This is a genomic window from Aquimarina spinulae, assembly GCF_943373825.1.
Classification (GTDB): Bacteria; Bacteroidota; Bacteroidia; order Flavobacteriales; family Flavobacteriaceae; genus Aquimarina; species Aquimarina spinulae.
The window spans coordinates 2,701,194-2,716,471 of the sequence record NZ_CALSBP010000002.1; the positions used below are offsets into that span (position 1 = coordinate 2,701,194).

Annotated in this window: 13 protein-coding genes; 8 read left to right on the top strand and 5 right to left on the bottom strand. The window is 32.0% G+C overall.

Features of this window, described 5'->3' with window-relative positions; all coding sequences use genetic code 11:
• Positions 1–4: 4 nt before the first annotated feature.
• Positions 5–1,297 (top strand): O-antigen ligase family protein, encoded by a 1,293-nt coding sequence (locus tag NNH57_RS17350; protein WP_132066122.1) that lies wholly within the window; start codon positions 5–7, stop codon positions 1,295–1,297.
• A gap of 158 nt (positions 1,298–1,455) precedes the next feature.
• The gene (purD, locus tag NNH57_RS17355; RefSeq protein ID WP_074405859.1) at positions 1,456–2,727 is read left to right on the top strand and encodes a phosphoribosylamine--glycine ligase; all 1,272 of its coding nucleotides are present in this window, start codon (positions 1,456–1,458) and stop codon (positions 2,725–2,727) included.
• Between the two features lie 117 nt (positions 2,728–2,844).
• On the opposite strand, the gene NNH57_RS17360 is transcribed toward purD, so the two are convergent.
• Positions 2,845–3,075, bottom strand: a complete 231-nt coding sequence (locus NNH57_RS17360; protein WP_074405858.1) for a DUF6341 family protein — start codon at positions 3,073–3,075, stop codon at positions 2,845–2,847.
• Between the two features lie 126 nt (positions 3,076–3,201).
• On the opposite strand from NNH57_RS17360, the gene NNH57_RS17365 reads away from it, so the two are divergent.
• The 3 genes from NNH57_RS17365 (at position 3,202) to NNH57_RS17375 (ending at position 6,110) form a co-directional block, all read left to right on the top strand.
• Complete coding sequence (locus NNH57_RS17365) at positions 3,202–4,122, top strand: DUF6427 family protein (RefSeq protein ID WP_132066120.1); 921 nt, start codon at positions 3,202–3,204, stop codon at positions 4,120–4,122.
• 334 nt (positions 4,123–4,456) lie between these two features.
• Positions 4,457–5,065: a DUF4254 domain-containing protein gene (locus tag NNH57_RS17370; RefSeq protein WP_074405856.1), complete on the top strand. Its 609-nt coding sequence runs from the start codon at positions 4,457–4,459 to the stop codon at positions 5,063–5,065.
• On the top strand, positions 5,052–6,110 hold the full coding sequence (locus NNH57_RS17375) for a glycosyltransferase family 9 protein (protein WP_328515241.1): 1,059 nt from the start codon (positions 5,052–5,054) through the stop codon (positions 6,108–6,110). Before NNH57_RS17370 ends, NNH57_RS17375 begins: the two co-directional genes overlap by 14 nt.
• 63 nt (positions 6,111–6,173) lie before the next feature.
• Here the strand turns inward: NNH57_RS17375 and NNH57_RS17380 are convergent, their stop codons facing one another.
• Positions 6,174–7,226: a ferredoxin--NADP reductase gene (locus tag NNH57_RS17380; RefSeq protein WP_074405854.1), complete on the bottom strand. Its 1,053-nt coding sequence runs from the start codon at positions 7,224–7,226 to the stop codon at positions 6,174–6,176.
• 229 nt (positions 7,227–7,455) lie between these two features.
• Between NNH57_RS17380 and NNH57_RS17385 the strand changes: the two genes are divergently transcribed.
• Together NNH57_RS17385 and NNH57_RS17390 are read left to right on the top strand one after the other, a co-directional pair.
• The gene (locus NNH57_RS17385) at positions 7,456–8,928 is read left to right on the top strand and encodes a DUF5687 family protein (protein WP_108808204.1); all 1,473 of its coding nucleotides are present in this window, start codon (positions 7,456–7,458) and stop codon (positions 8,926–8,928) included.
• Between the two features lie 5 nt (positions 8,929–8,933).
• Entirely contained in the window at positions 8,934–9,629 is a 696-nt protein-coding gene (locus tag NNH57_RS17390) for an ABC transporter ATP-binding protein (protein WP_108808203.1), read from the top strand.
• Positions 9,630–9,683: 54 nt separating this feature from the next.
• On the opposite strand, the gene NNH57_RS17395 is transcribed toward NNH57_RS17390, so the two are convergent.
• From NNH57_RS17395 to NNH57_RS17405, 3 genes are all read right to left on the bottom strand, one after another.
• Entirely contained in the window at positions 9,684–10,349 is a 666-nt protein-coding gene (locus NNH57_RS17395; protein ID WP_074405851.1) for a hypothetical protein, read from the bottom strand.
• A 33-nt stretch (positions 10,350–10,382) separates the two neighbouring features.
• Complete coding sequence (locus NNH57_RS17400) at positions 10,383–10,703, bottom strand: hypothetical protein (RefSeq protein WP_074405850.1); 321 nt, start codon at positions 10,701–10,703, stop codon at positions 10,383–10,385.
• A gap of 93 nt (positions 10,704–10,796) precedes the next feature.
• Positions 10,797–11,876: a helix-turn-helix domain-containing protein gene (locus NNH57_RS17405; RefSeq protein WP_108808202.1), complete on the bottom strand. Its 1,080-nt coding sequence runs from the start codon at positions 11,874–11,876 to the stop codon at positions 10,797–10,799.
• A 753-nt stretch (positions 11,877–12,629) separates the two neighbouring features.
• On the opposite strand from NNH57_RS17405, the gene porW reads away from it, so the two are divergent.
• Positions 12,630–15,269 (top strand): type IX secretion system periplasmic lipoprotein PorW/SprE, encoded by a 2,640-nt coding sequence (porW, locus tag NNH57_RS17410; RefSeq protein ID WP_234423383.1) that lies wholly within the window; start codon positions 12,630–12,632, stop codon positions 15,267–15,269.
• The last annotated feature ends 9 nt before the right edge of the window (positions 15,270–15,278 follow it).

Genomic DNA, 15,278 nt, shown 5'->3' on the forward strand with positions numbered 1-15,278 from the left:
AAAAGTGCAACTAGTTAACATAATAACCCAGGCTACCAACATGTTTTATAAAGAAGATCATTGGGTCGTAATGATCTTTTGGAACAGCTTGTATATTGCCTTTTTTTTATTACCATTAGGTATCAATCTCCCAACTCCATTTTTTATAATTTCGATCATTTTTGGGATCGGTATGATGTTTAGAACCGAAAAAAAGTTTGTTCTGGATAAATCATTATTGCTTTTTCCATTATATTTTATTGTGATGTCTTTGGGGTTGATTTATACTGATAATTTGATCAGTGGATTCGATTTGGTACAACGATCCCTTTCATTATTGTTATTTCCTTTAATTTTTCTATTTGTTAAGGAAGATGCTGCTACGGTAAAAAAACTATTTGACTTTTTACTTATGGGGCTAATTGTCTCATTTTTCATTAATGTTTTTAAGGCAGGTAATAGCTTAACATGGCATATTATTGATGAAAGAGAAAGCATAGAAATTCTTGTGTTTATAGAGGGGGTTGTGAAAAATTGGCATTACTTTTTTGTAGGATCTCTATTTTCTAGATCTGTTAATGCTAATTATATTTCTATATACATATTACTGGTATTAAGTTATTATCTTAAAAACAAGTTGAAATCTCGAATACAGCTAGCAGTAGTTATTCTTCTATTTCTGTATCTTTTTTTATTGGCTTCAATCGCGGCCTACCTTATTTTGTTTGTAATGTCGATATTATTGATTTTTGATATTACTGATAAACAAAAAAAATATACCATGACCATTATTTTTTTGATGGGACTGTTACTGTTTTTAAATAACCCAAGGGTATTTGATTTTTATTCCAGAATAAAAGATTTTAGTAATGTAAGAGAATATTATGATGCCACGGCATCAGAAAAATCAAGACTGTTGGCATGGGATGCCAGTATCAAATTGATTAAAGATGCTCCTGTATTTGGTTATGGAGTTGGAGATGCAAATGATGTTTTGGTTCAAAAATATAAGGAGTTAAATTACATTCTTAATTACAAAAGCAAGTATAATGCACACAATCAGTTTCTACAAACGTATTTACAAACAGGTATTATTGGGTTTGGGGTTTTAGTGTGTATTTTTGTCATATTGGCAATACGTATGAAAAGAAGTAGAAATGAATTTTCAGTCTTTTTGATCCTTTTTATATCATTAATATTCGAATCTATGTTAGTTCGATTTAATGGTATTGTATTCTTCTCTATTGTTACTCCTTTGCTTTTAAAAAAGAGAAGTATTTTAAGTAGTAGAATTATTCGCAATGATAGTAGTGAATAAAATTAAAATAGGATATCACAGTATCTCATTATTTGGATGCAAGATCGTTTTAATTTGAGAAGCACATAAAAAAATCATGAGTTTTTATCTAGAAAGAATTAGCTATACAACTACGAATAAACTATTTTTGGGCCCATAAAAACAAGCCATAATACATCATGAATATTTTAGTACTCGGATCAGGAGGTAGAGAACATACATTTGCTTATAAAATTGTACAAAGTTCGATTTGCGACGCCTTATTTGTTGCACCTGGTAATGCAGGAACGGCTGGTATAGCTACTAATGTAGCTATTGCAGTTACAGATTTTCCTGCGATCAAAGACTTAGTGTTACAGGAGAACATTGAAATGGTTGTAGTTGGCCCAGAAGATCCATTGGTAAGAGGAATAAGTGATTATTTTGCTGAAGATAGCCAATTGAAAAATGTTGTAGTGATTGGTCCATCAAAAGAAGGAGCACAATTAGAAGGAAGTAAAGAATATGCCAAAGAGTTTTTAATTAGGCACAATATACCTACAGCAGCTTATCAAAGTTTTACTGCTGCTACTGTTGATGATGGGAAGCAATTTTTAGAAACTTTACAGGCACCCTACGTGTTAAAAGCAGATGGTTTGGCAGCAGGAAAAGGTGTATTAATTCTTCAGGACATAGATGAGGCAAAAGCTGAACTTGAAAACATGTTAACCAACAAAAAATTTGGTGCAGCGAGTGAGAAAGTTGTGATCGAAGAATTTCTTGATGGGATAGAACTTAGTGTTTTTGTACTTACAGATGGTAAAAATTATTTAACCTTACCAACGGCCAAAGACTACAAACGTATTGGAGAAGGAGATACAGGGTTAAATACAGGAGGTATGGGAGCTATCTCACCAGTTCCTTTTGTAGATGATACATTTATGGCTAAAATCGAAGAGCGCATTATTAAACCAACTGTACAAGGATTAGAAAAAGAAAATATAGATTACAAAGGTTTTATTTTTATAGGACTTATTAAAGTAGGGGATGATCCAAAAGTAATCGAATATAATGTGCGTATGGGCGACCCAGAAACCGAGGCAGTCTTACCTAGAGTAAAGACAGATTTAGTACAACTGTTTCAGCATGTCGGGGATCAATCGCTAGATAAGATCAATCTCGAATTAGATAAGCGAAGTGCTGCTGCTATAGTAACTGTTTCTGGAGGGTATCCAGAAGCTTATGAAAAAGGAAAAGAGATTACTGGTATAGATACGATTACAGACTCTATTGTTTTTCATGCAGGTACATCTCTAGAGGGTGATAAAGTAGTTACTAGTGGGGGGAGAGTAATGGCTATAACATCATTGGATGAAGATTTTAGAAAGGCCATTAAAACATCGTATCAAAGCATAGAAAAACTTAATTTTGATAAGATCTATTATAGAAAAGACCTAGGATTCGATTTATAACGCCTCCTATATACAGAATAATCAAAAAAGGCATTTAATTTATATATAAATTAAATGCCTTTTTTGATATTTATAACACCCGTAACTTCAAGAATTACTTCTTGATCAAGCGAGGTTTTAGTTTAAAAAAGAATGAGCTGTAGGGTCTCTATTCTCCTCATTATTGTCATTAAATTTCTTTAATTCCTTCATCCAATATATAAAAGCAGCAAAACCAATAAACATAAATGCCCAATTAAGCATATTAGCACCAAACCAGTTCTCTAATTCTAATGCTCTAAACCAATCAAAAGGAATAAATAATATATCTACAAAAAGTGATTCTATCACTTCAAAAAAATCTTTCATAACTTGTTCTATATTTTCTTTGTAAAAAGTCTAAAGCGGTAAACTAAAAACTTTTTATAAATTAGTTCAATAATACCTAAAGACAATATGATACTATTGTCTGGTGCAAAAATATAAAAAATAGTAGTGTTATCAAGCTTTTTTAGTAAATCAAAACCCATTAATTATATTGCTGTGGCATTGTATATGGCTATACTATTTGGTATTGCCCATTATAGAAAGGGTTTTGAGGCCGAAAGCAGCCATATTTTACTAACAGCAGCTAGTATTTTTTTGTATATTTTACCAATGTTAGCTCTTAATTTTGTGGCGCAAAAAAATGACCTTACCAATAAAGGTACATTTACAATACTTTTGTATGCTTTTCTTACTGCAATTTTACCTAGTTCACTAACCAGTTTTTCTATTTTATTATCAAATGTATTTGTATTACTGGCACTGCAAAATATCTTGCATTTGCGAAATGAAAAACATATTAAAGCCAAAATTTTTAATGCATCAATCTTTATCGGCTTAGCCTCATTAGCTTATTTTTGGAGTATTGGATTTATTTTTTTGGTTTTTTTAGGGATACTTTTTTTCGACCCCCAAAACTATAGAAACTGGATTATTCCTTTTATTGGAATTAGTATGATTTATGTATTTGCGAATTGTTTTACACTACTGTTTTATGATTCGTTTTTTGCAATTGAAACCTATATTGACCCTATATCGTTTTCATTTCAGAATTACTTTATAAAAGAACATCTTTTCTCTGTAGGGATAATATCGATTTGTATTGTATTCTTTTTCTCAATATACCTTATTAAATTTGGTAGAAAAACAGCGAATACAAAACCTATATTGCGAGTTGTTATTATCTATTTGATTATGGCGATTGTAGTAGCAGCCATTGCACCAAAAAAGGATACTTCTGAGCTATTTTTTATAGCAACACCTCTTTCCCTTATCGGTACTACATATCTCGAAATGAATTATCATCAATTTGCTAAAGAAATTAATATTTGGGTATTCATCTTGATTCCGTTTACAGTATTGTTGTTCTAAATACTATATGATAAGAGCTGATAGCGCATTACAATCCTTGTTAAAAAGAAACATATTATACCTAAACTCAACCATGTAATTTTTGTTGAGGTAGATTGAATTATCATATGCTAAATACTATTACAAAATATAATACCTTTGTACCTGCCGAAAAAATAAGGTTGCGTACATATGATTGTTCTGTATATTGTGAATTAATACAGTTAAAACTGATTTTTGAAGAATTGGCTATAACAACAAATTGCGAGTAATTCGATGCTCATAAAACACAATATAGAAAACATATGAAGATACTTTATAGAATATTTACAATTTTAGAAAAATAATAGCACAGATGTTTACCGATAAAGCAAATTCCATTTTTAAAGAAGTTATAGAAAAATACCATGTGATCGATAGTGTTGATCAAGAGTTTTCAAATCCATATGATAGTAAATCACAGGCAATAGAGCATTTGCTATATCGAAAATGTTGGATTGATACCGTACAATGGCACTATGAAGATATCATACGAGATCCCGAAATTGATCCAATTGCTGCCTTAAAGCTAAAACGACAGATTGATTCCTCTAATCAGGATCGAACAGATATGGTAGAATATATTGATAGTTATTTTTTAGAATTGTTCAAAGAGATAACACCAAAGACAAATGCTACCATTAATACAGAAAGTCCTGCATGGGGAGTAGATAGACTGTCTATTTTGGCATTAAAAGTATATCATATGCATGTAGAAACGATTCGAGAAGGGGCCACAGATACTCATAAAGCAGCATGCCAAAACAAATTGAATGTCTTACTAGAGCAACAAGTAGACTTGTCTACCGCTATTGATACATTGTTGAATGATATCGAAAATGGGGATAAATACATGAAAGTATATAAGCAAATGAAAATGTACAATGATGATGAATTAAACCCGGTATTACGTGGGGGGAAGTAATCTAAAGAAATCTAAAGAGTCTGAAACGAACGTTCTGGTGATTCGTCTCTCTGCTATGGGTGATATAGCAATGACGGTTCCTGTTTTAAGAGTTTTTAGAGCTACCTATCCCGATGTAAAACTAACAGTACTTACCCGAAAATTCTTTGAACCCATATTTTCTGATATTGAAAATTTAGAGGTATATCATGCAGATGTAAATAATAAACATAAAGGCTTTATGGGTCTTACGCGATTATCCAATGAATTGCGTAAACAAAATATAGATGCTGTTGCCGATATGCATAATGTATTACGCTCTAATGTGCTTAAAACCCTATTCTCATTACGAGGGATAAAAACGGTTCAGGTAGATAAAGGTCGTACAGAGAAAAAAGCATTGACTCGATCAAAAAATAAGGTATTTAAACAATTAAAAACAACACACCAGCGATATGCTGATGTTTTTTCTGCATTAGGATATCCTATTGATCTTACAACTCATAAGTTCCCAAAAAAACAACCGTTAACACCTGAAATTCTTTCCATAACTCAAAATTCGACCAAAAAATGGTTAGGGATTGCACCATTTGCACAATATGAAAGTAAAACCTACCCACTAGCATTAATGATTGAGGTAATCGAGACCTTGAACAAAGAAGATGGGTATGAAATTTTCCTCTTCGGAGGAGGCAAACGAGAACTGGATATCCTAAATAATATAGAAAGTAAGTATAAGAATATAACAAATATCGTAGGGAAACTATCTTTTGAAGATGAGCTAAAACTTATAGGTAATTTAGATGCTATGGTATCAATGGATAGTGGTAATGCACATTTAGCAGCAATGTACGGAGTGCCAACAATTACACTATGGGGAGTAACGCATCCGTTTACCGGTTTTATGCCTTTTGAGCAACCTATGGAACGTGCTGTTTTACCAAATTTGGCAAAATATGACCAGATTCCAACTTCAATTTATGGTAATAAAGTACCTCCCGGTTATGAAAAAGTGATGCATACCATAAAACCAGAAACTGTCGTAGAAAGGATTAATAAATTATAAACTTATCATACATTTCAGCAAAGCTGAAATGTATTTTTAACAGATAAAGCTAATCCTCAAAAATCAAACATCATCAAAATCAACAGTAATCGAAGCAGAGGTTGGGTGTGCCTGGCAAGCCAGAACGAGCCCTTCTTCTATTTCTCCATCGGTAAGAATGCTATTCTTTTCCATTACTGCATTACCTTCAGTGATTTTGCAAATACAAGAACTACACACTCCTCCCTGGCAGGAATAAGGAGCATCGATATCCTGGTCTAATGCTGCATCAAGAATTGTTTTTTTCTGATCCATAACAAAATTAAACTCTTCATCATCTACCAATACTTTAATATTAGATTTTCCTTCAAGATTAGTATCTATTTCTGTTGCAGAAGCACTACTGGTAAAGAGTTCAAAATGGATGTTGTCTTTAGTAATGCCGTTGTCTTGTAAAATTGAAGTTACCGTATTGATCATTTCTTCGGGACCACATAGATAAAATGAAGTAAAAGAAATATCTTTAAATTTATTTTTTACTACATAATTTACAGTCGACTTTTCTATTCTTCCGAAGTGTGCGTTATCTTCCTGACTTCTACTATAAATAAATTCTATAAATAGACGATCAGAATATTTTGCTTGTAATTCTAATAATTCTTTATGAAAAATAGTCTCTTCTGGAGTCTTATTTCCGTATACCAAAACAAAACGACTATTGGGCTCTTCTTCAAGAACTGCTTTGATCATACTCATTACGGGAGTAATACCACTACCTGCTGCAAAAGCAGCATAAGAATTATTTGCCTGGGTATTAGGAGTAATTGAGAAATTGCCTTCGGGAGTATGAACTTCGAGCACATCGCCCTCTTTTAATTTGTTATTCGCAATAACCGAAAATGTACCTCCGGGTATTTCTTTAACAGTCACTTTAAGAATATTACTTTTTGGAGAACTACAAATAGAATATGCTCTACGCACTTCTTTTCCTTCTACTTCGGTTTTGATAGTAATATATTGACCTGGAATAAAAGAATAGGCACTCTGTAATGTTGTTGGTACTTCGAATGTTATAGAAACTGCCAAGGGAGTTTCTCGAGTAATATGTTGTATGGGTAATTTATGAAAATCTGACATTGTATTGTACTAAAAAACCTAATTTGAAAACTTCAGTATTAAGGAGAATTCAAAGTAGATAGTTGTATGAGCCCGATACTATATCGGAATCTCATTTTTTAAATTTGTGACAAAAATAGTAAATGCAACCAGAGAAGATAGCCTTTACGAAAAAATTTAAGCAGTTCTTAATTATTTTTTGTAACAAAATCTCGTTTTTGATTACTAAATAGTTAAATACATCTTAACTATGTTTACTCGCTTCATCAATTTACAATGGAAATCTTTTTGGCGATCAGCTTCTTTAACCTCTGGATTATTTATGAAGTTCTTTATGGGATTTTGGGCACTTTGGGTTATTGTAATGATGGCTTCGGGAGGAATTTATGCCTTTTTTTTAATTAAAGAAGAGTTAAATCTCGACCCTCTAGAAACCATAAACAGGTTTTTGATATATTGGCTAGTCTTTGATTTGCTGTTTCGATATGCATTGCAAAAAATGCCGGTTATTAATATTAAACCATTACTAATTCTCCCTTTCAAAAAAAGAAAAATAGTTTCTTTTGCTTTTGGGAAAACAGTATTTTCATTTTTTAATATTATTCATGCTTTCTTTTTTATTCCATTTTCTATTGTATTAATTGGAAATGAATATCCAGTATCTGACGTGTTATTATGGAATATTGGATTGACTGCATTAATTTACAGTAACAATTTCCTAAATATCATTTTAAACAAAAAAGACAATCTTATATTTATCATAGGAGGTGTTTTGGCAATTCTAGGAGGATTACATTATTTTGAATATTTTGATATTACGACATATACAGCTCCATTTTTTAAAGGATTATATGAGATTCCTTTTTTGGTATTGATTCCTATAGCGATCTTGTTGTTTTTAATAACGATATCGTTTCGATCCTTTGTAACCGACCTGTATCTGGATGCTGGATTAGCTACTAAAACCAAAAATGTAAAAACAGAAAACCTCGAGTGGTTAGATCGATTTGGTAAGACCGCAACCTTTCTTAAGAATGATATAAAACTCATAAAAAGAAATAAGCGAGCCAGGTCCACAGTTTTGGTGAGTATTCTATTCTTATTTTACGGATTGTTGTTTTTCACAGGAGCTGTAAAGACATATGACGGACCCGTTTGGAGAATTTTTGCTGCCATTTTTGTTACTGGTGGATTTCTATTAAGCTTTGGACAGTTCGTACCGAGTTGGGATAGTTCGTATTACCCATTAATGATGAGTCAAAATATTCGCTATAAAGAGTATTTATCTTCTAAATGGTGGTTGATGGTAATTGCAACATTAATCTCTACAGTATTAGCATCTGGATATTTGTATTATGGATGGGAAGTATATCTCGCTATAATAGTTGGAGCAATCTATAATATAGGAGTGAATTCTCATGTAGTATTATGGGCAGGAGCTTATGTAAAAACACCTATTGATTTAACCAGTAATAAAAATGCATTCGGAGATAAGCAAGCCTTTAATGCTAAGACCTTACTATTATCATTGCCTAAAATGGTTTTACCTATGATATTATATGCAATAGGTCATTATGCATATAGTCCTTATGCGGGATATGCTCTTGTAACTGTTGCAGGCATTGCGGGGTTTGCATTTAAAGATGCAGTTTTTAATAAAATAGAAAGTATTTATAGAACAGAGAAGTATAAAACGATCTGGGCATACAAACAAAAAAAATAAGAAATATGATATCAGTACATAACCTAACTAAAACATATACCGGAAATACCGTACTTAATATTGAATCTCTAGAAATACAGAAAGGAAAGAGTTTTGGCCTGGTGGGTAATAACGGAGCAGGAAAAACAACTTTATTTAGTGCGATATTAGATCTTATTCAACCTACAACGGGATATATCGAAAATAAAGGAATTAAAGTTAGTGAAAGTGAAGAATGGAAATCGGTTACTTCAGCATTTATTGATGAGACGTTCTTGATAGGATACCTTACTGCAGAAGAGTATTTTTATTTTATAGGAGAACTTCGTGGGCAAAATAAAGCCGATGTAGATGCATTATTATCTGGTTTTGAAGACTTTTTTCATGGTGAGATTTTGGGGCAAAAAAAATATTTAAGAGATCTCTCTAAAGGAAACCAGAAAAAGGCGGGTATTGTTGCGGCACTTATTGGTAATCCAGAAGTAATTGTTCTAGATGAGCCTTTTGCGAATTTGGATCCAACGACACAAATTCGCTTAAAAAAAATAATTAAAGAACTATCTACAGATCCAAATATCACCGTTTTGGTATCTAGTCATGACCTAATGCATGTTACCGAAGTATGCGAGCGAATTGTAGTGCTGGATAAAGGAGAAGTAGTAAAGGATCTTTCAACATCTGAAGAGACTCTAAAAGAACTCGAAGCACATTTTGGTTCGTAAGCTACTCAAGATACGGTTTTGTCAAAACCGTATCTTGAGTAGGATATTATGGTTTTACTGACAATAATAAAAAGGGAGATTGTTACAGAGGTTTTGATATGGGTTTTGATATCCTTTTATTCTCGAATCACTACCGTCGATCCATCCTTCAGAGCATTTACCTGATGGCCAGTTGCCGTGATTCACTTTGATCATGTAATGATTGCTTGTATAATAAACAACTTTTTTTACAAACCCTACATGACCAGGTTCATCAAATGTATCGCCGTCATTATTTATATCCATGATTACTGCAGAATATTTAACAGGTCGATTTGAATTGATGAGTGCCATTTTACCATTTAAACAACTGGTATCAGAGTATCGTTTTCCTACATTGTCACAGATTATCCATTCGGGCATAAGAGTAACTCCATTTTCGTTACCTTTAATCATTACATGAGCAACACAATTATCACAGTTTTGTTTTGATGTTATAGTGTTACCAGGAGAATAATATTCTAGAATAGCAAGAATTTGTTCTGAAGTCAGGTTTTTAAATCGATCATCTTTTGATAAATCGGTATATGGTTTGCTCAAGTCAATTTTGTAATACTCAAAATTTAATTCGGTTCCGATCTCCTCGGAGGAAGTAATCGTGTCTTCTTTACTACAACTTGTAAATAAAAATATAGCAATAAAGAATATGCTTAAATAAATTTTCATTTCTTGTGGTTTCATAATTATATTATTTTGAAAGTTTAAAAAAGAAGTTTAAGGACAATTTGAAGATGAAGAAAACCCTATAAAGACATCTCTATACTCATCGGTTGCTATTTCCATCCCTCCACAAAAATGGTATTTTCTATCTTTTCTATATTTTGTGCAAACACCAAGCAAACAAGAAGAACAAAATTCATACTGTGGCCTCCATCCAGAGGTACAATCCATATTTTCTAAAGTAGGTTTTTTTAAGTTGTTGGCATTTAGATTCTCTAATGGAGTCATTAGGAAAATAGAGATTAAAATTGCACATGTTAAGGCAAGCGAAGTTTTTAAAAGCTGCCCTTTTGATGTTAAGAAATACTTTTTCATGATTTGTTGTATTTAAGTGATTAATAAATTATTACTCAGCATAAAATTACTTGTCAATCATGATTTATGACATATAAAAAATCTTGTAAAACGTTAACTTAAATTATTCTTTACTCTTTTTTTATTCAGGTTCCGATACTTAGAAGGTGTAGTAGCCGTGTGTTTAGTAAAAGCCTTATAAAAGGTGACCTTATTGTTAAAACCCGACTCTGTAGCAATAGCTTCTATTTTATAAATATTGTATGCAGTGTCTTTCAATAGTTTTTGAGAATACATTACCCTGTGTTTGTTTACGTAATCATTAAAATTTTCTTTAATGAATTCAGAAAAAGTCTGTGAAATTTGATAAGGTTTCACATTAAGTTCTTTGGCCAAATATCCAATGGTAAGATCGTTTTTTAGAAATATAGAATCATGAATAAACAGAGCATTAATTTTCTTTTGAATTTGAACCATATCGTCATGATCTAATGTAGAGTTCGAGTATTTTTTTTTAATTTCTTTCAGAAATTGAGGATTTGTATAGAGAATAATCCCGACAACAAAAATCATGATATTATTAAACAAATAATAGTAAGCAAATTGACGCCAGCCATCAGCGAACAAAGTAAGGAATGAAATAATTAGAGTAGAACAGATGTATATAATCGCAAGTGTAAATAAGTACACTATTACATTTGATGATAGCTTTGCCCTGTTTTTTATGGTTATATAAATAACGGCAATTGCATATAATAGTTGATGAATGGCCCTAGCGTAATTTATAGGCATAATTTGATCCATAAAACGCTCTCTCATGTATTGTAAACGTTCTTCACTAGGTAACATCAAAATATCTATTATGAGTATATATATAATTATGAAGGTTATAAAATGTAAACCATCAATTTTTGAATATTTGTTTTTGTCATGAATAAAAGATTGAAAATGAAACCATAAAAAAGGACCATAAAGAAAGCCCATATCAAAATAAAACCATCCTAAAAATTGAGGATAGACTACAGATAGCTTACTGGTTCCATAAAGAAATACTAATATTTCCAAACCAAATATTCCCGAAAAAAAAGCAATAGTCCAGCTTTTTAGCTTTTTAGAATGTTTAAAGAAAATGCCTCCCGAAATAAAAAGAATTGTAAGTGACTGTATAAGAAGAAAATACCTTATGGTGCTCATAAAAAATGGATTAACTACGCTACTTTTTTGATAGAACCAATGTCACACTTTGGAAAAGAGAGTAGTAAAAACCTTTCGATATCAAAAGAAAGATTATTAGAAGATTTTAATTTTATTTATATAGAGTTCTGAAAATTAATTTTCAGAACTCTATATAATCTTATTAGATTAAACGTATCAGTGACTGTCCCAACAAAAGCCACCAGGTTGTAGACCAGGATAAGAATCTAAAAAACATAATCCCACACAATAGCAACACCCTTGTCCGCCAGGACAATCTTGGTGATCATCGCAGGGCCTGTGAGCACCACCCATAATTTTTTGCTGTTGCTTTTTGTCTAGTGCTTTACCAAGGTTTAACAATTTTGATTTCATAATAAGAGTTTTAAGAGATTTTTGCCTTAAAAATTTATAGACACCTAAGGCATGAGTCTAAAATTTTGATAGCATAATAGCCTATAAAAATCACAATGAATTTATTGAATAATTTTTACCTGAAAAACAAATCACGATTATATTTAACATTTTGATAATCAATAAAATGTTGATGTTGTGATTTTCTTAATTTTCGATGTAATATTTTGATCAATAATCGATATGGCAAAAAAAGAGAGTTTAAGCCGAGAAAAAGATGTTAACAACCGGTTTTTTAACGAAAGAAATGTATTTTTACAACGCACACATAATTTTTGTGTACAATCAACACACTAAAAGTCAAGTTTTTTAGTTATCACACGTATAAATTTATCTGGTTTGGGCAGAAAATTATTAAAGATCGCGCTGATATTGCTTTTGGCAATTGTAGGATTTGCTTGTTCTCGTAAAAAGGACAAGTTTATAAATCGTACATGGCATGATGTTACGACAAAAAATAATACGCTATATAATGGCCGATTGGCTTTTGATATAGGTAAGGAAGATATCGTTCAGTCTTATAAAGACAATTTCTGGGAGTTACTACCGGTAGAAAGGATGATTATAAGTGAAGATGTTAGACTTCCTAACGAAGTACTTAATAAAAACTTTGATAGAGCAGAGGAGAAAGCAGTAAAAGCAATCCAAAAGCATAGTATGCTTATTGATAATAAGGAACGTAATCCTAAAATCGATGAAGCATTTTTGCTATTAGGTAAAGCTCGTTATTTTGAACAACGTTTTGTGCCGGCATTAGAAGCTTTTAACTACATCTTATATAAATATCCCACAAGTAATACGATCAATCATGCCAAAGTATGGAGAGCCAAAACTAATCTTCGCCTTGATAATAATGATAAAGCAATAGAGGATCTTACCAGAATGATCGAACAGGAGTTTATGAAACCCCAGGATTATGCCGATGCTATAGCTATGATGGCTCAAGCATATATTAACTTAGAAAGAAAAGACTCTGCTGTTACTTATATTACCAAAGCTGCCGTTCATACCAGAAAGAATGAAGAGAAAGGCAGATATCTCTATATAAAAGGACAATTACTAAATGAATTAGGCTATAAGGATAGTGCAAATTATGCGTTTGATCAGGTTATTGCACTCAATAGAAAAGCGCCCAGAAAATACATGATGAATGCCTATATGGCAAAAGCTCGAAATTTTAATTATGAGAATGGTAATAAGGAAGAGTTTCTTGAATTATTAGCCGATCTTGAAAAAAATCGAGAAAATCGACCGTTTTTAGATAAAATATACAACCAAAAAGCAGTTTATTTTAAAACCTTGGATTCTATTGATCTGGCTGTAGCATATTATAATAAATCATTACGAACAAAGTCTGAAGATAAATACTTAGAATCCCTTAATTATTATACTCTGGGAGATATTAGTTTTGATAGAAAAGAGTATGCTATCTCTGGAGCGTATTATGATAGCACACTTCAGCGAATGATTGTAGATTCAAAACGGTATAGGGTATTAAAGAAAAAGAGAGATAATCTTGAAGATGTTATTTTATACGAAGGTATTGCCAAGACAAATGACAGTATTCTTACTATTTTGGCCATGTCACCAGAGCAGAGAATAACATATTATGCAGAGTATACCAATACGTTAAAAACAAAAGCTATAGAAGAAGAAAAAGCTGCAGAAATTGCCAGAATAAAGGATAACTTGCCTGTAGAACAAAGGTATAGACAGCCAGGTTCTGGATTTGGAACAGATACTAAAGGACCAAGTGTAGAAGGAGGAACTTTTTATTTCTATAACCAAACTACTGTAGCTTATGGTAAAACTGCATTTAAAAGAACATATGGAAACAGAGAGTTACAAGACAATTGGAGAGTTTCGAGTATTTCTAATCCAGGTGCTGTTTCTACAATAGAGAAAGAGAAAAAGGATGAATACTCTATCGATACCGATCCAACATTTGATCCACAAACCTATATTGCTCAATTACCAACCGATCCTTCAGCTATAGATAGTCTTCAAACTGATCGTAATTTTGCCTATTATCAACTTGGCGTTATATATAAAGAAAAATTTCAGGAATATGGTTTAGCTATAGATAAATTCGAAAATCTATTGCAGAGTAATCCCGAAAAACGATTAATTATTCCTTCTAAATATAATTTGTACAAAATCTATTTGGCGCAAGGAAACACCTCGAGATCCAATGCAATGATGCAGGATATTATTAATAATCATGGAGAATCGAGATATGCCAAAATTCTTCAGAATCCTGATGAAGCATTAAAGGATGATGAAAACAGCCCTAAATTTATATATAATAGGTTGTATAGAGATTTTCAGAATCAAAAATATGCGTCTGTAATAAAAGAAAGCGATGAGATGATTATAAAATTTGGCGGAGATGAAGATTTTTTACCCAAATTCGAATTATTAAAAGCACAGGCGATAGGACGATATAGAGGATTTGAAGCGTATAAAGAAGCACTTAATTATGTGTCTCTTAATTACCCTCAAAGCCCAGAAGGTAAAAAAGCACAGGTGATCTACCAGGTTACGATTCCGCAAATTCAGGATAATGCATTTTTGACCAATATAGACGAGCAGAATAACCATAAGTTGATTTATGCATTTTCTACTTTTGGAGACAATCAAGCACAAGCATTAAAAGAACAAATAGAAGCCATTATTAAAGAACTTCGATATGAGAAGATGAAAGTTTCCTTAGATGTATATAATAAAGATCAACAATTTGTAGTTGTACATACAAACGGAAGTAGATTAGCAGCAGAAGGATTTGGAGAATTATTGTCTTTGGGTAAAACCGAAGACACCCGTGGTGTAGATTTAACAAAGTGGAACAGGAAAAAGAAATATTATGAAAAAGTAGAGGCTACGTATTTTACGATAGCATCTCCGAATTATCGAGTGCTTCAGATTCATAAAAATCTTGAAGAATATGCTCAATCAGAACCAGAATTAGAAACCGAATAATCATTTAAT

Bases quoted from the DNA above. Each gene is read 5' to 3' on its own strand.
- purD (WP_074405859.1), top strand. From the start codon at position 1,456: ATGAATATTTTAGTACTCGGATCAGGAGGTAGAGAACATACATTTGCT.
- NNH57_RS17400 (WP_074405850.1), bottom strand. From the start codon at position 10,703: ATGAAAAAGTATTTCTTAACATCAAAAGGGCAGCTTTTAAAAACTTCG.
- NNH57_RS17390 (WP_108808203.1), top strand. From the start codon at position 8,934: ATGATATCAGTACATAACCTAACTAAAACATATACCGGAAATACCGTA.
- NNH57_RS17360 (WP_074405858.1), bottom strand. From the start codon at position 3,075: ATGAAAGATTTTTTTGAAGTGATAGAATCACTTTTTGTAGATATATTA.
- NNH57_RS17370 (WP_074405856.1), top strand. From the start codon at position 4,457: ATGTTTACCGATAAAGCAAATTCCATTTTTAAAGAAGTTATAGAAAAA.
- NNH57_RS17395 (WP_074405851.1), bottom strand. From the start codon at position 10,349: ATGAAACCACAAGAAATGAAAATTTATTTAAGCATATTCTTTATTGCT.
- NNH57_RS17380 (WP_074405854.1), bottom strand. From the start codon at position 7,226: ATGTCAGATTTTCATAAATTACCCATACAACATATTACTCGAGAAACT.
- NNH57_RS17385 (WP_108808204.1), top strand. From the start codon at position 7,456: ATGTTTACTCGCTTCATCAATTTACAATGGAAATCTTTTTGGCGATCA.
- NNH57_RS17405 (WP_108808202.1), bottom strand. From the start codon at position 11,876: ATGAGCACCATAAGGTATTTTCTTCTTATACAGTCACTTACAATTCTT.